The organism is Kosakonia sp. CCTCC M2018092 (genome assembly GCF_003864115.1).
Taxonomy (GTDB): Bacteria; Pseudomonadota; Gammaproteobacteria; order Enterobacterales; family Enterobacteriaceae; genus Kosakonia; species Kosakonia cowanii.
The window spans coordinates 434,156-454,088 of sequence record NZ_CP034225.1 but is presented as its reverse complement, the minus strand read 5'-3'; the positions used below and the strand labels follow the sequence as shown (position 1 = coordinate 454,088).

Genomic DNA, 19,933 nt, shown 5'->3' with positions numbered 1-19,933 from the left:
CTCAGGCCAGACAGATACGGAGCGCGAGGCCCCGTATCTGACGCGGATTACTCTTCGCTGAACAAGTCGCCGCCGTGCATATCGATCATTTCCAGCGCCTTGCCGCCGCCACGCGCTACGCAAGTCAGGGGATCTTCTGCCACTACCACAGGAATACCCGTCTCTTCCATCAGCAGACGGTCGAGGTTGCGCAGCAGCGCGCCGCCGCCGGTCAGAACCATACCGCGCTCGGAGATATCGGATGCCAGCTCCGGCGGGCACTGCTCCAGCGCGACCATGACAGCGCTAACGATGCCGGTCAGCGGCTCCTGCAGGGCTTCAAGGATTTCGTTGGAGTTCAGGGTGAAACCGCGCGGTACACCTTCTGCCAGGTTACGACCGCGCACTTCGATTTCGCGCACTTCGTCGCCCGGGTAGGCAGAGCCGATTTCGTGTTTGATACGTTCTGCGGTGGCTTCACCAATCAGCGAGCCGTAGTTGCGGCGCACATAATTAATGATTGCTTCGTCGAAGCGGTCGCCGCCGATGCGGACAGAGGAGGAGTAAACCACGCCGTTTAAGGAGATAACGGCGACTTCGGTGGTACCACCACCGATATCGACGACCATAGAACCGGTCGCTTCGGAAACCGGCAGACCCGCGCCAATCGCGGCGGCCATCGGCTCTTCAATCAGGAAGACTTCACGGGCGCCAGCGCCCTGCGCGGATTCACGAATCGCGCGGCGCTCAACCTGCGTTGCGCCAACCGGCACACAGACCAGTACGCGCGGGCTTGGGCGCATAAAGCTGTTGCTGTGTACCTGTTTGATAAAGTGCTGCAGCATCTTTTCGGTCACGAAGAAGTCCGCGATTACGCCATCTTTCATCGGGCGGATTGCAGCGATATTGCCCGGCGTACGGCCAAGCATCTGCTTCGCTTCATGACCGACTGCGGCCACGCTTTTCGGTGAACCGGCACGATCCTGGCGAATGGCCACTACGGAAGGCTCATTCAGTACGATGCCTTGTCCTTTTACATAAATCAGGGTATTCGCGGTACCCAGGTCAATGGACAGGTCATTGGAAAACATGCCACGAAATTTTTTCAACATACTAAGGGATAATCCTGAAAGCTGGGGCGGAAAGAAAAATCCGCTTACTTTACCAACCACACGCAGCAGCGACAAGGCACAAGAAGTCTCAGCTACGGTGAAAATTAGTGCAGTTTGTTTCCTTTGTTGCAAAACGACATGACTCTGTCCGGAAGCGTAAAAAAACCGTCGTTCCGGCACGTTGCGCCTGCAAGCTGGCAAAGGTCAAACCGGCATTTTTACTGCAACAATCTGGCGGGCAGGCTCGCACGCCCCCCGACCACGGCAGCGCGCGTTATTCTACGTGAAAACGACTCAAACAGCAGTTCAAACCGAGTATCTTTGTGAATATTTTTTCACATTGGTGTCGAGCGGCTGGGACGCCGCGAAGAAATCGCCCTGTCCGCCCGCCACGCCTCGCTCCACCAGCATCTGCCATTCGCCGCGCGTGCGAACGCCGGTCGCAAAGACGCGGGTTCGTGTGCCTTTACACGCTTCAACAAGGCTCTGTACCAGCAGCTGGTTTTCGGTGCGCTTCTCAATGTTCCTGACCAACCCCGGATGCAGCTTCAGTAACTCAACATCCAGGGCTTTGATCCAACTGGTGCTGACCAACGTCAGACCCGCCTGAACCACCGCCACGCGCGCGCCTAATCCATTGATCAATCGCACGACCGACTGCAATCGGCTGATGTGTTGACACACATCGGCCTCTGCAAGTTCAAAAATAATCCGTTTACGTTGCGATTTTTCGCATTGCATCAAGGTATCGCGCAGCCAGCGCTGGAAGCGCGGGCGGATCAGCGACTCGACGGTGACCTCAATGGCGAGGTTCTCTTCAGGCCAGTAGCCGAGGAACGGCATTAAGCGCGTGATCTGCAGCCGGTCATACTCCTCTGACAGGCCAAATTGCAGCACCATCTGCATATACTCTTCGGCGATCACCTCCTGTTCGCCGTCGAAAATGCGGCACATCAGCTCCCGGTGATGCACTTGCCCGTCGCGGTTAACCGCCGGTTTCTGGTAGACGCGCGGCCCACCGCGATTCAGCATCTGCTCAATCAGCGTGCGCCAGCGCACATTGCCACGCCCCTGCTCGGGTAGCGAGTCGTCATAGACTGACCAGCTGTTGGTGCCCTGCAGCACCGCGTTGCGCGCCGCCGCCTCCGCGTGCTCCATCACCTGCCGGGTCGACTGCCCGCCGCGCCAGCTGCAAATGCCGATATGCATAATGTCTTCGCGGGTCAGCATCTTGGTCGGCGGCAGGCCATCCACCGCTTTCAGGATCTGCCCGGCAATGCTCTCCGCCTCTTTTAATGTGCGGTGCGGAAGCAGTACCGCAAAATCACTGCGGTGGTAGCGCGCCAGCAGCGCGCCGGGATAACGCATAATAAAGGTGGAGAGCAAATTAATAAGGGTAAAGAGATACTCTTCGGCGGCAGAGGCAAGCCCGTCGCTGTCGCGCAGCAGGTCAAAATCGGGCAAGCGGATCATCATCACCACGCCGTGCGAACCGACCTTTTCCTGATCTTCTAATAGTGTTGCCAGTTGATTATCAAAAAAGAGGCGGTTATTGAGGCCGGTGCGCGTGTCCTGCGCAGCGTAAGAGCGGATCAGCGTATCCATGCGGCTGCGTTGATCGCTGGCAAACTGAATATCTGTTAACAGCACGTCCAGCGCGCTGCTGGTGCGCGATGGCCACTCATAGATGCTGCCGCGCACCTGCGCGCCGCGCTCGCCATTAAGGATGCGCGTCGCCCGCAGTTCCAGCAGCTCCTGGCCGGAGAGTTGCCGCCGTAGCCAGCGCACCGCGAGGAAGATAATGACAATCATAAAACCAATCGCCACCGTCAGCGGCGCGGTGGTCATCATCGAGCGGAAGTAGTTGGCCATCGGATCCTGATAGACCAGCGTAAAGGTCACGCCGGGGATCTTCATCGACGGCATCTCAATCTCGCGCATGGCGGAGTTACTGCCCGCCGGGCGATAACTCCCTTTGCGCGTGTGGCTTAAAAGGATATGGCGGCCCTGCTTGATGGCAATCGAGGTGATATCTACCGGCACCATCATCTCATCAAGCTGCGTGGAAAGGCGTGGAAACGGAGTGGAGATCAGGCGGGTGTCGATAACGGTAGCGACGGCCTGCACGCGATTGGCGACTTTATCCTGTATCGCGTTATAAAAGCTGAGTGAGCAGCCGATGAGCGTGACGAAAATCGCCAGCCCGGTAAGAAGTGTTACAAAAGCACTAAATTTCGTCGTTAATCGCATCCCTGATTTAACTCCGCGCGTGTAAAGAACAGAACGATATCGCCTGAAGAAGGTCTGTATAGTAAGCACTAACTTTTGAGCTTCGCCGCGACACGCGCGCGCAGTGCGGTGAAGCCTGAAAATGGCACACCGTTTCACCCAGCGAGTATAGTCTTCAGAAATTTTTTTCCAATCATCAATAAGCTTAAAGAATGTCTTTAACACGCAATTTCCACTAATTGCTAACTTACTCTTCTTCGCGTTAACGTAGCTTTCCCTACGCCAGCCGCGACACCGTCAGAGGATGTAAATGAAGAAAAAATTGACCGAAGCAGATGTCACCGCTGAATCCGTGTTTTTTATGCAGCGCCGCCAGGTATTAAAGATGCTCGGCATCGGTGCAACGGCCGCCACACTTCCTTCAGTGGCACACGCCGATCTTCTGGACTGGTTTAAAGGCAATGACCGCCCAAAAGCGCCGGCCGGTAAACCGCTGACATTCACCCAGCCTGCCGAATGGCAAAGTAAGCTGCCGTTGACGCCGGAAGAGAAGGTTACCGGTTACAACAACTTTTATGAGTTCGGGCTGGATAAAGCCGATCCTGCTGCCAATGCTGGCAGCATGAAGACCGATCCCTGGACATTGACCATTGATGGCGAAGTGGCGAAACCGCTGACGCTCGATCATGCGGCGCTGACTTCGCGCTTTCCGCTGGAGGAGCGTATTTATCGCATGCGCTGCGTCGAAGCCTGGTCGATGGTGGTGCCGTGGATTGGTTTTCCGCTGCATAAACTGCTGGCGCTGGTGGAGCCGACCAGCAAAGCGAAGTATGTCGCTTTTGAAACACGTTATGCGCCCGATGAGATGCCGGGCCAGAAGGATCGCTTTATTGGCGGCGGGCTGGCCTACCCCTATGTAGAGGGGTTGCGTATAGATGAAGCGATGCATCCGCTTACGCTCCTCACCGTTGGGGTCTATGGCAAAGCGCTGCCGCCGCAGAACGGAGCGCCGATCCGCCTCACCGTGCCGTGGAAATATGGCTTTAAAGGCATTAAGTCTATTGTCAGCATCAAGCTCACCAGCCAGCGCCCGCCTACGACGTGGAACCTCTCCGCGCCAAATGAGTATGGCTTCTATGCCAATGTGAACCCGCATGTCGATCACCCGCGCTGGTCGCAGGCGACGGAGCGTTTTATCGGTTCGGGCGGTGCGCTGGACGTTAAACGCCAGCCGACGCTGCTGTTTAACGGCTACGGTGAAGAGGTCGCTTCCCTCTATCGCGGTCTCGATTTGCGGGAGAACTTCTAAGTGCGGTTAACGGCAAAACAGATCACCTGGCTTAAAGTTGCGCTACATCTTGCTGGTTTCCTGCCGCTCCTCTGGCTCTTCTGGGCGGCGAACCAGGGCTACTTCAGCGCCGATCCGGCAAAAGATATTCAACATTTCACCGGCAGAATGGCGCTGAAGTTTCTGCTTGCCAGCCTGCTAATTACTCCGCTTACGCGCTACGGTAAGCAGCCACTGCTGATCCGTACGCGTCGGCTGCTTGGGCTGTGGTGCTTTGCGTGGGCCAGCTTACATCTGGTCAGCTATACGCTGCTGGAACTGGGCATTAATAACCTGGCTTTGCTCGGACAAGAGTTGGTCACGCGCCCTTATTTAACCCTGGGTGCAATCAGTTGGCTGATCTTGCTGGCGCTGGCTGCGACGTCGACGCAGTGGGCGCAGCGTAAATTGGGCAGACGCTGGCAAACTTTGCACAACTTCGTCTATCTGGTGGCGATCCTCGCACCGATTCATTACCTCTGGTCGGTGAAGATCCTCTCCCCACAGCCGGTTCTCTACGCGGCTGCCGCGCTGGTCTTGTTAGCGTTGCGTTACAAAAAATTCCGCCAATGGTGGCGTTAGCCACCGTTTTTGCGCGGTTCCCCGCAGAAAAAGCGCCTTTCGCGACGCGTTCCCGCAACATGAATTAGAATCTTCTCAGATAAGACCAGTATTTAGCTGCCAAAAGCAACGAAATGGTTATAATGTGCGACTTTGGTTCGTTTATCGGACTTTTTTAAGCTCCGAAAAGGTGACAAGCGCGAATCGAAGGTATATTTTGTTTTTTGCCGAAGAATCGCAGGAGATAGCAGCATAATGGCTGATAAGTTCCATGTATTGGTTTTGAACGGGCCGAACCTGAATATGCTCGGTACGCGAGAGCCGGAGAAGTACGGCACGCTGACGCTTGAGGAGATTGTTAATTCTTTGAGAACAGAAAGCGCGTCACTTAACGTGGAACTGGCACATTTTCAGTCAAACGCGGAGTACGCAATCATCGACCGTATTCATCAGGCTAAAGACGTAACTGACTTCATCCTGATTAATCCGGCCGCGTTTACGCACACCAGTGTTGCTATCCGTGATGCGTTGCTGGCGGTGGATATCCCGTTTATCGAGATTCACCTCAGCAATGTACATGCGCGGGAGCCGTTCCGTCACCACTCCTATCTCTCGGATATTGCCGTTGGCGTTATCTGCGGGCTTGGTGCGGACGGTTATTCATACGCTTTACAGACGGCGGTAAAACGCCTGTCACAATCACACTAAACAAGAGTACGGAACCCACTCATGGATATTCGTAAGATTAAAAAACTGATCGAGCTGGTTGAAGAATCAGGCATCTCCGAACTGGAAATCTCCGAAGGCGAAGAGTCTGTGCGCATCAGCCGCAGCGCACCTGCCGCAAGTTTCCCGATGATGCAGCAGGCTTACGCCGCGCCGATGATGCAACAACAGCCTGCCCTGGCGAACGCTGTCGCTACGACAGCCGCAGTAGAAGCACCGGCAGCCGCAGCAGAAATCAGTGGTCACATCGTACGTTCCCCGATGGTCGGAACCTTCTATCGCACCCCGAGCCCGGATGCGAAAGCCTTTATCGAAATCGGCCAGAAAGTTAACGTGGGCGACACCCTCTGCATCGTTGAAGCGATGAAAATGATGAACCAGATCGAAGCCGATAAATCAGGCGTGGTGAAAGCCATTCTGGTCGAGAGTGGCCAACCGGTTGAATTTGACGAGCCGCTGGTCGTCATCGAGTAACGAGGCGCACATGCTGGATAAAATTGTTATCGCCAACCGCGGCGAGATCGCACTGCGAATCCTTCGTGCCTGTAAAGAGCTGGGCATTAAGACCGTCGCTGTGCACTCCACGGCGGATCGCGATTTAAAACACGTATTACTGGCGGACGAAACGGTCTGTATCGGTCCGGCACCGTCCGTTAAAAGTTACCTGAATATCCCGGCGATCATCTCTGCGGCCGAAATCACTGGCGCTGTGGCGATTCACCCGGGTTATGGTTTCCTCTCTGAGAACGCCAACTTCGCTGAGCAGGTTGAGCGCTCCGGCTTTATCTTTATCGGCCCGAAAGCCGACACCATTCGCCTGATGGGCGATAAAGTGTCCGCGATCAACGCGATGAAGAAAGCGGGCGTACCTTGCGTACCGGGTTCTGACGGCCCGCTGGGCGACGACGTTGACGCTAACCGTGCCCATGCAAAACGCATCGGCTACCCGGTTATCATCAAAGCCTCCGGCGGCGGCGGCGGTCGCGGTATGCGCGTAGTGCGCAAAGACGCCGACCTGGCGCAGTCCATTGCCATGACGCGCGCGGAAGCAAAAGCAGCGTTCAACAACGACATGGTCTACATGGAGAAGTACCTGGAAAATCCTCGCCACGTCGAGATCCAGGTGCTGGCAGATGGTCAGGGTAATGCGATCTATCTGGCCGAGCGTGACTGCTCCATGCAGCGTCGCCACCAGAAAGTGGTTGAAGAGGCACCGGCTCCGGGCATCACGCCGGAACTGCGCCGCTACATCGGTGAGCGTTGTGCGAAAGCCTGTGTTGATATCGGCTATCGCGGCGCGGGTACCTTCGAGTTCCTGTTTGAGAACGGCGAGTTCTACTTTATTGAGATGAACACCCGTATTCAGGTAGAGCACCCGGTAACCGAAATGATCACCGGCGTTGACCTGATTAAAGAGCAGCTGCGTATCGCTGCCGGTCAGCCGCTCTCCATCACTCAGGAAGAAGTAGTGATCAAAGGTCATGCGGTTGAATGCCGTATTAACGCCGAAGATCCCAACACCTTCCTGCCGAGCCCGGGCAAAATCACACGCTTCCATGCGCCAGGTGGTTTTGGCGTGCGCTGGGAATCGCATATCTACGCCGGTTATACCGTACCGCCGTATTACGATTCCATGATCGGCAAGCTGATCTGCTACGGCGAGAGCCGTGATGTGGCAATTGCACGTATGAAGAATGCGCTGCAGGAGCTGATCATCGACGGGATTAAAACTAACGTCGATCTGCAGATGCGCATTATGACCGATGAGAACTTCCAGCACGGTGGAACCAACATCCACTACCTGGAGAAGAAACTCGGTCTGCAGGAAAAATAATCGCGATTACGCGCAAAAGGCCGGTTCTTCCGGCCTTTTTTCTTTTTCTCTCCCCTCATCTTTTCCTTAAGGTACAATCCCCGCTTTCTTCATCCACAAGGGAATAAAATGGATAACCGTTTTGTTCAGGCACACATTGAGGCCCGCTGGGCGCTGTGGCTGACCCTTCTCTATCTTGCTGCCTGGTTAGTGTGTGCTTACCTACCGGATTCAGCGCAGGGCATCACCGGTTTACCCCACTGGTTTGAGATGGCCTGCCTGTTAACGCCGCTGGTGTTTGTGCTGCTCTGCTGGGCGATGGTGCGTTTTATCTTCCGTGATATCCCGCTGGAGGATAAGGATGCAAACTGAAATTATTGCCGTGCTGGTGATCTACCTGTTCATCGTTTTCGGCCTCTCCTTCTATGCCATGCGTCAGCGCAGCAGCGGCACCTTCCTGAGCGAGTATTTCCTCGGGAGCCGCTCGATGGGCGGGTTTGTGCTGGCGATGACCCTGACGGCGACCTACGTCAGCGCCAGCTCCTTTATCGGCGGCCCGGGCGCTGCCTATAAATTCGGTCTCGGCTGGGTGCTGCTGGCGATGATCCAGGTCCCAACCATCTGGCTGTCGCTCGGTATCCTCGGCAAAAAATTCGCCATTCTTGCCCGCCGCTATAACGCCATTACCCTCAACGATATGTTGATGGCCCGCTACCAGAGCCGGGCGGTGGTGTGGCTCGCCAGCATCAGTTTACTGGTGGCCTTTGTCGGGGCGATTGCGGTGCAGTTTATCGGCGGCGCGCGGCTGCTGGAGACCGCAGCCGGTATCAAGTATGAATCGGGCCTGCTGATTTTCGGCATCACTATTGCGCTCTACACCGCGTTTGGCGGTTTTCGTGCAAGCGTACTGAACGACACCATGCAGGGAATGGTGATGCTGATCGGCACGCTTGTCCTGCTGGCGGGCGTGATCCACGCGGCGGGCGGCCTGCATCATGCGGTGGATACTCTGCGGCAGATCGACCCGAAACTGGTCAGCCCGCACGGCGCAAGCGACATCCTCACCCCGGCCTTTATGACCTCCTTCTGGGTGCTGGTCTGCTTTGGTGTAATTGGCCTGCCGCACACCGCCGTGCGATGCATCTCTTATAAAGACAGTAAATCGGTGCATCGCGGCATTATTATCGGCACCATTGTGATTGCACTGTTGATGCTCGGTATGCACCTGGCTGGCGCGCTAGGCCGGGCGGTGCTGCCGCATCTGTCGGTGCCGGACCAGGTGATCCCAACCTTAATGGTGGAAGTGCTGCCACCGTGGGCGGCCGGGCTGTTTCTCGCCGCGCCGATGGCGGCGATCATGTCTAACGTCAACGCCCATCTGTTACAGGCTTCGGCCACCATTATTAAAGATCTGTGGCTCAGCGCCCAGCCGACTAAAATTCGTCATGAGCCGCGCCTGAAGCGTATTTCGACGGCAACCACGCTCATTCTCGGCGTGCTGATGATGCTGGCAGCGTGGCGTCCGCCGGAGATGATCATCTGGCTGAATCTGCTGGCGTTCGGCGGTCTTGAAGCCGTTTTCCTGTGGCCGCTGGTGCTGGGGCTTTACTGGGAGCGCGCAAATGCCGCAGGCGCGCTTAGCGCCATGATTGTCGGCGGCGTGCTGTATGCCGTGCTCGCCACCCTGAATATTCAGTACCTGGGCTTTCATCCGATCGTGCCCTCGCTGCTGCTAAGTTTGTTAGCCTTTGTGGTCGGCAACCGTTTTGGTCGCCCGGTGCCGCAGGCTGCTTCCCTTTCTGCTAATCAATAAAGAGTAACGCCATGCCATGGATCCAACTGAAACTGAACACCACCGGCGCGCATGCTGAAGATCTGAGCGACGCTCTGATGGAAGCAGGCGCAGTCTCCATTACCTTCCAGGATACGCACGACACGCCCGTGTTTGAGCCGCTGCCGGGCGAGACCCGCCTGTGGGGCGATACCGATGTGATCGGCCTGTTCGATGCTGAAACAGAGATGGCAGAGGTGGTTGCCCAACTCGCCTCTCATCCGCTGCTGGGCGAAGGCTTCGCGCATAAAATTGAGCAGCTGGAAGATAAAGACTGGGAGCGCGAGTGGATGGATAACTTCCACCCAATGCGCTTTGGCGAGCGGCTGTGGATCTGCCCGAGCTGGCGCGATGTGCCGGATGAAACCGCCGTCAACGTGATGCTCGATCCCGGCCTGGCATTCGGCACCGGCACCCATCCGACAACGTCGCTCTGCCTGCAGTGGCTCGACGGCCTCGATCTTAACGGTAAAACGGTGATCGATTTTGGCTGCGGCTCCGGCATTCTGGCGATCGCTGCCCTGAAGCTGGGTGCGGCGAAAGCGATCGGGATCGATATCGATCCGCAGGCGATCCAGGCGAGCCGCGATAATGCCGAGCGCAATGGCGTGTCAGACCGCCTTGAACTCTATCTGCCGAACGATCAGCCCGCAGAGATGAAAGCCGACGTGGTGGTCGCGAATATCCTCGCCGGCCCGCTGCGCGAGCTGGCACCGCTGATTAGCGTTCTGCCCGTTGCGGGCGGGCTGCTGGGGCTGTCGGGCATTCTTGCCAGCCAGGCAGAGAGCGTTTGTGAAGCTTATACCAACCTGTTCAACCTCGATCCGGTGGTTGAAAAAGAGGAGTGGTGCCGCATCACCGGCCAGAAAAAATAGTCCCCACAGCGTGGCCTCCCGGCCACGCTTTTTATTCCCCTGCCATTTGTAGTGATTTATTTCCCGTGAAGTTTATAATGAGCCGCCGCTGTATTAACGGATGGTAAATCATTGATTTATAAACATTCATCGGATGAATACTATGTCACTTCGTATAGCAAAAACAGCCTTTGCTGTGGCAAGCCTGTTTCCCTTACTGGCGTGGTCCGCTCACTGGAGTTATGAAGGCGCAACGTCGCCGGAACACTGGGGTGAATTAAGTCAGGAGTTTCAGACCTGCCAGAGTGGTAAAAACCAGTCGCCAATTGATATTGATAATATCGTCACTGCTCGCCTTTCACCGCTTAGCAGCCACTACCGTGAAAGCCCCGCGCTGCTGATAAACAATGGCCATACTCTGCAAGCCAACTTTATCGATAACCTCAATACCATGGAGCTGGCGGGAGTTGTCTCGCACCTCCAGCAATTCCACTTCCACGCCCCCAGTGAGCATACCCTGCATGGCAAACATGCTCCGCTGGAGATGCATCTGGTTCATACCTCGGCGAAAGGCGATATCACCGTTGTCGCGGTGCTATTTGAAACGGGGGCGGCAAATCGTGAGCTGGCGGCGCTATCGCAGCATCTCCCCACTCGCGGTGGCTCAACGGCGCTAACGGCGCAGCACATTGATATGGCGGCGCTGCTGCCGCGTGATAAGACCTACTGGCGCTTTAGCGGATCGCTGACCACGCCGCCCTGTTCAGAAGGGGTCACCTGGCTGGTAATGAAACAGCCGCTGACACTCTCTTCCGAGCAGCTTGCCCAGTTCAAAGCTGCGCTCGGGCACGCTAATAACCGCCCAACACAACAGCTGTATGGCCGGCTGGTCGTCGAGTAACAGACTGTAAATACCAGCATAAAAATGAGAGCGGGTTCGCAAAATCCGCTTTTTTTTGGCTTAAAAATCAGCAGTTATGCTGCTTATTGCCCCATTAAAAACGATAAATCTCGTGAATTTATCGGTGAGCTAAAAATTTTAGCTTTGCCATAACCCAATGAAAATTATGATTTAATGCCCGTTTGCCTCTCCAGGACTGGCTATTCCTTGATCTACAACAGTGGATTGCTCAAAGTTTGGCCTTTCATCTCGTGCAAAAAATGCGTAATATACGCCGCCTTGCAGTCACAGTATGGTCATTTCTTAACTCATGCGCATCGGACACCACCAGCTTAGAAATCGCCTGATCGCAGCGCCCATGGCTGGCATTACTGACAGACCTTTCCGGACGCTGTGCTACGAGATGGGAGCCGGTTTAACCGTATCCGAGATGATGTCGTCTAACCCGCAGGTTTGGGAAAGCGACAAATCACGACTGCGGATGGTGCACATTGATGAGCCCGGTATTCGCACCGTGCAAATTGCGGGCAGCGACCCGGAAGAGATGGCCCAAGCCGCACGTATTAACGTGGAAAGTGGCGCTCAAATTATTGATATCAATATGGGCTGTCCGGCTAAAAAGGTGAATCGTAAGCTTGCAGGTTCCGCCCTGTTGCAGCACCCGGATTTGGTGAAATCGATCCTCACCGCGGTGGTTGGCGCAGTGGATGTTCCTGTAACCCTGAAGATTCGCACAGGCTGGGCCCCTGAGCACCGTAACTGCGTAGAGATTGCCCAACTGGCTGAAGAGTGTGGCATTCAGGCTCTGACCATTCATGGACGCACCCGCGCCTGTTTGTTCAATGGAGAAGCTGAGTACGACACGATTCGGGCAGTTAAGCAGAAAGTTTCCATTCCGATTATCGCGAATGGCGACATTACTGACCCGCTTAAAGCCAGAGCTGTGCTCGACTATACGGGGGCGGATGCCCTGATGATAGGCCGCGCAGCTCAGGGAAGACCCTGGATCTTTCGGGAAATCCAGCACTATCTGGACACTGGGGAGCTGCTGGCTCCGCTGCCACTGGCAGAGGTTAAGCGCTTGCTTTGCGCGCATGTTCGGGAACTGCATGACTTTTACGGTCAGGCAAAAGGTTACCGAATTGCACGTAAACACGTCTCCTGGTATCTCCAGGAGCACGCCCCGAATGACCAGTTTCGGCGCACATTCAACGCCATTGAGAATGCCAGCGAACAGCTGGAGGCGTTGGAGGCATACTTCGAAAATTTTGCGTAAACAGAAATAAAGAGCTGACAGAACTATGTTCGAACAACGCGTAAATTCTGACGTACTGACCGTTTCTACCGTTAACTCTCAGGATCAGGTAACCCAAAAACCGCTCCGTGACTCGGTAAAACAGGCACTGAAGAACTATTTTGCTCAACTGAACGGTCAGGATGTTAATGACCTCTATGAGCTGGTACTGGCTGAAGTAGAACAGCCACTGTTGGACATGGTGATGCAATACACCCGTGGTAATCAGACCCGCGCGGCGCTGATGATGGGCATCAACCGCGGTACGCTGCGTAAAAAACTGAAAAAATACGGCATGAACTGATTCGTCAGTGAGTGGTATTGATAAAAAGGCGCTGACCGGCATGGGTAAGCGCCTTTTTTATTGCCTGAAATGACGCTAAAAAGCGCGCTTTCATCGGCATTACCTCAGCGCAAAATCGTGTATATTTTCCGCAAATGGTTGCAAAAAAGGGAGAGACGGAATGATTCGCAAATATGGGTGGCTGCTGGTTTTCGCTCTCTCGATCTTTGCGCTGGATGGCTTAATCATGCAGTGGATCGAGTATCTGACCACTGACATTAATAAATGCCGCAATATGAATTCCGTCAATCCACTCAAACTGGTTCACTGCGATTCTCTCTAAGTGATTGCTTGCTGCGATATTTGGTAAAAATGCAGCGATCGCCTTGATTAACGCAGGGATTTAAATCGATTTGAGTCCTTCCCGGACAGTGATAATGTCTCAGCCCTTTTCGCCTCTACGACCGTAGCAATACGTAACGCCCTTAGTGAATGAGTTGATGACATCATGCTGGTTAGCCAATACGACTATATCCTTGTTGTTGTTTCGTTTGTTGTAGCCATTCTGGCCTCTTATACCGCCCTGAACATGGCCGGACGCGTCTCCACCAGCAGCGGTGCCTCATCCTGGGTATGGCTGAGCGGCGGCGGCGTGGCGATGGGCATCGGCATCTGGGCGATGCACTTTATCGGCATGCTGGCGATGAATATGTCGATGAACATGCGCTACGAGCCTGTTCTCACCGGTCTATCAATGGCGATCGCCATTGGATCCTCGCTGTTTGCGCTGTGGCTGGTTAGCGCGCCACAGCTGCACCTGCGCCGGCTTATTCCTGGCTCTGTCGTAATGGGGCTTGGCATTGCCGCGATGCATTACACCGGTATGGCGGCGCTACAGGTTTCACCGCCGATTGTCTGGCATAAAGGGTGGATCGCCCTCTCTATACTGATTGCCCTGGCGGCCTCTTTCGCTGCGTTATGGCTCACCTTCCGCCTGCGCCACGAAGCGGCACAGGTTGCGCTTATGCGCTTTGGCGCAGCTATCTTAATGGGGCTGGCTATCACCGGCATGCACTACACCGGGATGATGGCGGCGCAGATCCCCTTCCAGCATCATCACATTGCAATGGTGCATCACGGCTTCAATAACAACTGGCTTGCCGTGCTGGTCAGCATGATGGCCTTTTCCGTGCTCGGCATTACCTTACTGGTTTCGATGTTTGATGCTCGTTTACAGGCGCGCACGTCGCTGCTGGCCACATCGCTTGCGGCGGCAAACCGCGAGCTGGCGAGGCTGGCACTGCACGACACCTTAACGCGTCTGCCAAACCGCGTTCTGCTGGAAGATCGCATCGAGCAGGCGATCAATAAAGCGCGCCGTGAAGAGAGCGCGTTTGCGTTAATGTTTATGGATCTCGACGGCTTTAAAACAGTTAACGACGCATGGGGACATGATGTCGGCGATAAGTTACTGGTGGCGGTAACCGAGCGGCTTACTCAACAACTGCAGGGGCAATATACGCTGGCGCGCATTGGCGGCGATGAATTCGTGCTACTGGCTGAGATTGCCGCACCGGACGATGCCGCCACGATCGCCAGTTCGCTTATCCGCGCCGTCGATCGCCCTTTTACTCTTGATCCCTATGATGTGATGGTGACACTGAGTATCGGTATCGCCCTCTACCCTGACGATGGCAAAAATGAACGCGAGTTGATGTTCAACGCCGATGCGGCGATGTATCACACCAAGCATATGGGCCGTAACGGCTATCACTTCTTCCAGCCCTCAATGAACCGGCTGGCGCAAACCCAGCTACAGCTGCTGAATGATTTGTGGATGGCGCTGGAGCGTAAGGAGTTCCGTCTCGTTTACCAACCCAAATTCCAGGCTCCCTCCGGGCCAGTTGTCGGTTTTGAAGCGCTGTTGCGCTGGCAACATCCTCAGCAGGGTGTGTTGAGCCCGGATCTCTTTTTGCCGCTGGCGGAGAAAACTGGCCTGATTGTCCCGCTCGGTGACTGGGTGATCGATGAGGCTTGCCGCCAGCTCAGCGAATGGCGCGAGCAGGGGCACACGGAGTGGACAATAGCCGTTAACCTTTCGACGTTACAGTTTGAGCATAGCGCGCTGGTACAAACGATTCTGGGCACGCTGAGCAGACATAATGTTCCGCCTGAGCAGTTAATTCTGGAAGTGACTGAAACGACGGCGATGAGTAACCCCGATGAGAGCGTGCGGGTGCTAACCGAGTTGAGTGACGCAGGCGTGAAAGCATCGATTGATGACTTCGGGACCGGTTATTCGAGCCTGCTTTATCTTAAGCGTCTGCCAGCGTGCGAGTTGAAGATCGATCGCGCGTTTGTCCGCGAACTGGGCCAGGAGGGTGAAGATGCCACGATTGTTTCCGCGATCGTCGCGTTAGCCAGAACGCTGAACCTCAAAGTGGTGGCAGAGGGCGTCGAGACGGAAGAACAGCAGGCATTTCTCACCGAGCTGGGCTGCAATACATTGCAGGGCTATCTCTTAGGTAAACCGGTCAGTGCAGAAACGATTACCGCACAAGGGAAGAGCCTCGCCCCCACTGAAACGGTGACGTGAATTTAATGATTAAATAAAGGCGTCTGCGGACGCTTTTATTTTACGTCAGTGAGAAATTAGATTATTCTCATGCCCTTACGCGCTATTTACGCTTTTAAACGCCTGCTTTTATCTTCCTTTTTTCTGAATCCCACTTTTATTTATCTCGTCTCCATAATTTCTGCACGATTTCGCTTAAATACCCTTTTTAACTTCATCAAGTTTACAAAGTACATATCCGGACATTATTGCCCCGGTGAATCTGTTTTACTGAATGATAAAATCAAGCCATAGATTCTGACCAGATATTGCGACTGTTGATATCAAGAGTCGCGGTTAAATAGAGGTAATTACAATGAAAAAAATGATCTCCGTCGCCCTGCTGGCAACCTTCCTCGCGGGCTGTGCACACGACTCACCTTGCGTACCGGTCTATGACGATCAGGGCCGCCTGGTGCATACCAACACCTGTGTGAAAGGCACCACGCAGGATAACTGGGAAACAGCAGGCGCTATCGCCGGCGGCGCGGCAGCCCTTGCTGGCTTAACGCTCGGTATCGTAGCCCTCACCAAATAGTTCTCTTAAGCGCGGTTTTCCGCGCTTTTGCTTTATAACGGTGCAGCAATTTTTTATTTCACCGCTTTTGCTATCGAAAACGTGCATCGATTCCCCTTATAAGCATCACTTTTTTATATTTCATAATGTCATTGCGACGCTGTTGTTTGTCTTACGTGATTACATTCACAAATCAACCCCATCGTATTTAATGCTTATATTCACCTGCGAAACTTGTCTGGCAGAAATAGCGAATTAACGGCGCTGTTTTGCTCCATTTTGTGGAGTGCGTTCTATTTTTGCACCAGCACGGGGCATTGCTTCTCCACATTCCTGTCTACACTCATCCTGAAACCTGTTTGATTCCTTAAATACCCTGCATAAACCAACCTGGCATCACCTTTGCTATATCCACTGCGGCCTTCGCCACAGACAGGTTCAGGGGTTACCCGGACGCCCCATATAACGATAATTTTCGCCACACAGGATGCATTATGAAAAAGATGATGATCGCCAGCCTGGCCGCTGCCGGCGTGCTGTTTGCTGTCGCCAGCCAGGCGCATGCAGGTACAACGCTTGATGCTGTTAAAAAGAAAGGGTTTGTTCAGTGCGGGATCAGTGATGGTTTACCCGGTTTCTCTTATGCGGATGCAAACGGGAAATTCACCGGTATCGACGTGGATATCTGCCGTGGCGTTGCCGCCGCCCTTTTCGGCGATGACAGCAAAGTGAAATATACCCCGCTGACGGCGAAAGAGCGCTTTACCGCGCTGCAATCTGGCGAAGTGGATATGCTCTCGCGCAATACCACCTGGACCTCTTCACGTGATGGCGGTATGGGGCTTTCGTTTACCGGCGTGACCTACTATGACGGCATCGGCTTCCTGACCCATAACAAAGCGGGCCTGAAGAGCGCTAAAGAGCTTGATGGCGCAACCGTTTGTATTCAGGCCGGGACTGATACCGAGCTGAACGTGGCGGATTACTTTAAGTCCAACAAAATGAGCTACACCCCGGTGACGTTTGACCGCTCTGACGAGTCGGCGAAGGCGCTGGAATCCGGCCGCTGCGATACGCTGGCTTCCGATCAGTCTCAGCTCTATGCGCTGCGTATCAAGCTGAGCAACCCGGCAGAGTGGATCGTCTTGCCGGAAGTGATCTCTAAAGAGCCGCTCGGCCCGGTGGTACGCCGCGGTGACGATGACTGGTTCGCCATCGTGCGCTGGACGCTCTTCGCCATGCTGAATGCCGAAGAGATGGGCATTACCTCGAAGAACGTCGATGAGAAAGTGGCTAACCCTGCAACGCCGGATATGGCGCACCTGCTAGGCAAAGAGGGCGACTTCGGCAAAGATCTTAAACTCGATAACAAGTGGGCTTACAACATTATTAAGAAGGTCGGTAACTACTCCGAAGTCTTCGAACGTAACGTCGGTTCTGAAAGCCCGCTGAAAATCAAACGTGGCCAGAATAACCTCTGGAATAACGGCGGGATTCAGTACGCTCCACCGGTGCGTTAATCCGCTGCTGCCGTAACGGGCGTTACTCTGCGGTGACGCCCAGTCCAGAATTATGGTTACTGAGGTTTTCTCTATGCCCCATCGCCGCCCAACCGTGAAAGGCGCGCTCTCCCTTTCAAACCCTGCGGTTCGCGCCTGGCTGTTTCAAATAATGGCGATTATCGTCGTGGTTGTTGTTGCCCTCTATCTGCTCCATAACGCGGTGACTAACCTCAACAACCGGGGTATTACCTCCGGCTTCGCCTTCCTTGACCGCGCGGCCGGTTTTGGCATTGTTCAGCATCTGATTGATTATGAACAGGGCGACACCTACGGACGGGTGTTCCTGGTCGGTTTACTGAATACGTTGCTGGTCTCGGCGCTCTGTATTGTCTTCGCCTCGCTGCTCGGCTTTTTCCTTGGTCTTGCAAGGCTGTCTGAAAACTGGCTGCTGCGAAAGCTGTCGACGATCTATATCGAGACATTTCGCAATATTCCCCCGCTGTTGCAGATCTTCTTCTGGTACTTTGCGGTGCTGCGCAATCTGCCCGGCCCGCGCCAGGCGGTAAATGCCATGGAGCTGGTCTTTCTCAGCAACCGTGGCCTCTATATCCCTTCACCACAAGTGGGCGAAGGGATGCTTGCCTTTATCGGCGCGCTGGTGCTGGCGGCGGCCATTACCGTTGGACTGTTTCGCTTTAATAAAGCGCACCAGATCAAGACCGGCCAGCTGCGGCGAACCTGGCCGACTGCGCTGGGGCTGATTATTGTGCTGCCGCTGATGACGCATGCGCTGTTCGGTGCGGCGCTGCATTGGGAAGTGCCGCAGCTGCGCGGCTTTAACTTTCGCGGCGGCATGGTGCTGATCCCGGAGCTGGCGGCGCTGACTATCGCGCTCTCGGTTTATACCTCAGCCTTTATCGCTGAGATTATTCGCGCCGGGATCCAGTCTGTTCCGCACGGGCAGCAAGAGGCGGCGCGTTCCCTTGGCCTGCCTAATCCCGTGACGCTACGGCAGGTGATTATTCCCCAGGCGCTACGGGTGATCATTCCACCGCTGACCAGCCAGTATCTCAATATTGCGAAAAACTCATCGCTGGCGGCGGCGATCGGCTACCCCGATATGGTGTCGCTGTTTGCCGGTACGGTGCTGAATCAGACCGGCCAGGCCATTGAAACCATCGCCATTACCATGTCGGTCTATCTGCTCATTAGCCTCTCCATTTCGCTGCTGATGAATATCTATAACCGCCGTATTGCCCTGATTGAGCGCTGAGGATCAATGATGACAAAAGCTATTGTGTCGCCCTCCACGCGCCCGCTGCCATCGGGAAATAACGGCATGCTGTTGTGGGTGCGTAAAAATCTCTTTTCAAGCTGGTCAAACTCGCTGCTGACGCTCTTTTGCCTGTGGATGATGTGGGAGCTTATCCCGCCGCTGCTGCAGTGGGCGCTGTTTCAGGCGAACTGGGTCGGCTCGACTCGCGCGGACTGCACCAAAGCGGGCGCCTGCTGGGTCTTTATTCATCAACGCTTCGGCCAGTTTATGTATGGGCTCTACCCACACGACCAGCGCTGGCGAATCAACCTGGCGCTGATTGTTGGCCTGCTCTCTATCGTACCGATGTTCTGGAAAGGGATGCCGCGACGCGGGCGCTACATTGCCTGCTGGGCGGTGCTCTATCCGCTGGTTGTGTGGTGGCTGATGTTTGGCGGCTTTTTCGGGCTGGAGCGCGTTGAGACCCGCCAGTGGGGCGGCCTGACGCTAACGCTGATTATCGCCTCGGTCGGTATTGCCGGCGCTCTGCCGCTGGGTATTTTGCTGGCGCTGGGTCGACGCTCAACGATGCCGGTAGTGCGGATATTGTCGGTGATGTTTATTGAGTTCTGGCGCGGCGTACCGCTGATTACGGTGCTGTTTATGTCATCAGTGATGCTGCCGCTGTTTATGTCTGAAGGCACCACCATCGATAAGCTGATCCGCGCGCTGGTCGGGGTGATCCTGTTCCAGTCTGCTTATGTGGCGGAAGTGGTTCGCGGCGGTTTTCAGGCCCTGCCGAAAGGCCAATACGAAGCGGCCGAGTCGCTGGCGCTGGGCTACTGGAAGACGCAGGGGCTGGTGATCCTGCCGCAGGCGTTAAAGCTGGTGATCCCAGGCTTGGTGAACACCATTATTGCGCTGTTTAAAGATACCAGTCTTGTGATCATCATCGGCCTGTTTGATCTCTTTAGCAGCGTGCAGCAGGCGACGGTCGATCCCGCCTGGCTTGGGATGTCGACGGAAGGGTATGTGTTTGCTGCGTTAGTCTATTGGGTTTTCTGTTTCAGCATGTCGCGCTATAGCCAGCATCTGGAGAAGCGCTTTAACACCGGGCGTACACCGCACTGAGGAT

Annotated in this window: 19 protein-coding genes; 17 read left to right on the top strand and 2 right to left on the bottom strand. The window is 54.9% G+C overall.

What is annotated here, in order from left to right; translation table 11 throughout:
• Window positions 1-47: 47 nt before the first annotated feature.
• Window positions 48-1,091: a rod shape-determining protein MreB gene (mreB, locus tag EH164_RS02210; RefSeq protein WP_006818047.1), complete on the bottom strand. Its 1,044-nt coding sequence runs from the start codon at window positions 1,089-1,091 to the stop codon at window positions 48-50.
• A 306-nt stretch (window positions 1,092-1,397) separates the two neighbouring features.
• The gene (gene csrD / locus EH164_RS02205; protein WP_124967163.1) at window positions 1,398-3,341 is read right to left on the bottom strand and encodes an RNase E specificity factor CsrD; all 1,944 of its coding nucleotides are present in this window, start codon (window positions 3,339-3,341) and stop codon (window positions 1,398-1,400) included.
• A gap of 289 nt (window positions 3,342-3,630) precedes the next feature.
• Between csrD and msrP the strand changes: the two genes are divergently transcribed.
• The 17 genes from msrP to EH164_RS02120 all read left to right on the top strand — a co-directional run bounded on the left by msrP (window position 3,631) and on the right by EH164_RS02120 (window position 19,929).
• On the top strand, window positions 3,631-4,629 hold the full coding sequence (msrP, locus tag EH164_RS02200) for a protein-methionine-sulfoxide reductase catalytic subunit MsrP (RefSeq protein ID WP_076769266.1): 999 nt from the start codon (window positions 3,631-3,633) through the stop codon (window positions 4,627-4,629).
• Window positions 4,630-5,229, top strand: a complete 600-nt coding sequence (msrQ, locus tag EH164_RS02195; RefSeq protein ID WP_124967162.1) for a protein-methionine-sulfoxide reductase heme-binding subunit MsrQ — start codon at window positions 4,630-4,632, stop codon at window positions 5,227-5,229.
• A 234-nt stretch (window positions 5,230-5,463) separates the two neighbouring features.
• Complete coding sequence (aroQ, locus tag EH164_RS02190) at window positions 5,464-5,916, top strand: type II 3-dehydroquinate dehydratase (RefSeq protein ID WP_124967161.1); 453 nt, start codon at window positions 5,464-5,466, stop codon at window positions 5,914-5,916.
• Between the two features lie 21 nt (window positions 5,917-5,937).
• Window positions 5,938-6,408 carry an acetyl-CoA carboxylase biotin carboxyl carrier protein gene (accB, locus tag EH164_RS02185; RefSeq protein ID WP_023480963.1) on the top strand — a complete coding sequence of 157 codons (471 nt, stop codon included), beginning with the start codon at window positions 5,938-5,940 and terminating at the stop codon, window positions 6,406-6,408.
• A 10-nt stretch (window positions 6,409-6,418) separates the two neighbouring features.
• On the top strand, window positions 6,419-7,768 hold the full coding sequence (gene accC, locus EH164_RS02180) for an acetyl-CoA carboxylase biotin carboxylase subunit (protein WP_124967160.1): 1,350 nt from the start codon (window positions 6,419-6,421) through the stop codon (window positions 7,766-7,768).
• 108 nt (window positions 7,769-7,876) lie between these two features.
• Window positions 7,877-8,119: a YhdT family protein gene (locus EH164_RS02175; protein ID WP_023481056.1), complete on the top strand. Its 243-nt coding sequence runs from the start codon at window positions 7,877-7,879 to the stop codon at window positions 8,117-8,119.
• On the top strand, window positions 8,109-9,560 hold the full coding sequence (panF, locus tag EH164_RS02170) for a sodium/pantothenate symporter (RefSeq protein ID WP_076769268.1): 1,452 nt from the start codon (window positions 8,109-8,111) through the stop codon (window positions 9,558-9,560). Before EH164_RS02175 ends, panF begins: the two co-directional genes overlap by 11 nt.
• A gap of 11 nt (window positions 9,561-9,571) precedes the next feature.
• Window positions 9,572-10,453 (top strand): 50S ribosomal protein L11 methyltransferase, encoded by an 882-nt coding sequence (prmA, locus tag EH164_RS02165; RefSeq protein WP_124967159.1) that lies wholly within the window; start codon window positions 9,572-9,574, stop codon window positions 10,451-10,453.
• Window positions 10,454-10,595: 142 nt separating this feature from the next.
• Window positions 10,596-11,333: a carbonic anhydrase gene (locus EH164_RS02160; RefSeq protein WP_124967158.1), complete on the top strand. Its 738-nt coding sequence runs from the start codon at window positions 10,596-10,598 to the stop codon at window positions 11,331-11,333.
• A gap of 310 nt (window positions 11,334-11,643) precedes the next feature.
• Window positions 11,644-12,609 (top strand): tRNA dihydrouridine synthase DusB, encoded by a 966-nt coding sequence (gene dusB / locus EH164_RS02155; protein WP_034813628.1) that lies wholly within the window; start codon window positions 11,644-11,646, stop codon window positions 12,607-12,609.
• 25 nt (window positions 12,610-12,634) lie between these two features.
• Window positions 12,635-12,931 (top strand): DNA-binding transcriptional regulator Fis, encoded by a 297-nt coding sequence (gene fis / locus EH164_RS02150; RefSeq protein WP_000462905.1) that lies wholly within the window; start codon window positions 12,635-12,637, stop codon window positions 12,929-12,931.
• A 160-nt stretch (window positions 12,932-13,091) separates the two neighbouring features.
• Window positions 13,092-13,253: a DUF2556 family protein gene (locus tag EH164_RS02145; RefSeq protein ID WP_023480928.1), complete on the top strand. Its 162-nt coding sequence runs from the start codon at window positions 13,092-13,094 to the stop codon at window positions 13,251-13,253.
• A 165-nt stretch (window positions 13,254-13,418) separates the two neighbouring features.
• Complete coding sequence (locus EH164_RS02140) at window positions 13,419-15,506, top strand: bifunctional diguanylate cyclase/phosphodiesterase (protein ID WP_124967157.1); 2,088 nt, start codon at window positions 13,419-13,421, stop codon at window positions 15,504-15,506.
• A 334-nt stretch (window positions 15,507-15,840) separates the two neighbouring features.
• Complete coding sequence (locus EH164_RS02135) at window positions 15,841-16,062, top strand: lipoprotein (protein WP_023480815.1); 222 nt, start codon at window positions 15,841-15,843, stop codon at window positions 16,060-16,062.
• Window positions 16,063-16,535: 473 nt separating this feature from the next.
• Window positions 16,536-17,561, top strand: a complete 1,026-nt coding sequence (locus EH164_RS02130) for an amino acid ABC transporter substrate-binding protein (RefSeq protein ID WP_023480752.1) — start codon at window positions 16,536-16,538, stop codon at window positions 17,559-17,561.
• 73 nt (window positions 17,562-17,634) lie between these two features.
• Window positions 17,635-18,816 carry an amino acid ABC transporter permease gene (locus EH164_RS02125; RefSeq protein ID WP_124967156.1) on the top strand — a complete coding sequence of 394 codons (1,182 nt, stop codon included), beginning with the start codon at window positions 17,635-17,637 and terminating at the stop codon, window positions 18,814-18,816.
• A gap of 66 nt (window positions 18,817-18,882) precedes the next feature.
• Window positions 18,883-19,929, top strand: coding sequence for an amino acid ABC transporter permease (locus tag EH164_RS02120; protein WP_370277246.1), 1,047 nt, complete (start codon window positions 18,883-18,885; stop codon window positions 19,927-19,929).
• The last annotated feature ends 4 nt before the right edge of the window (window positions 19,930-19,933 follow it).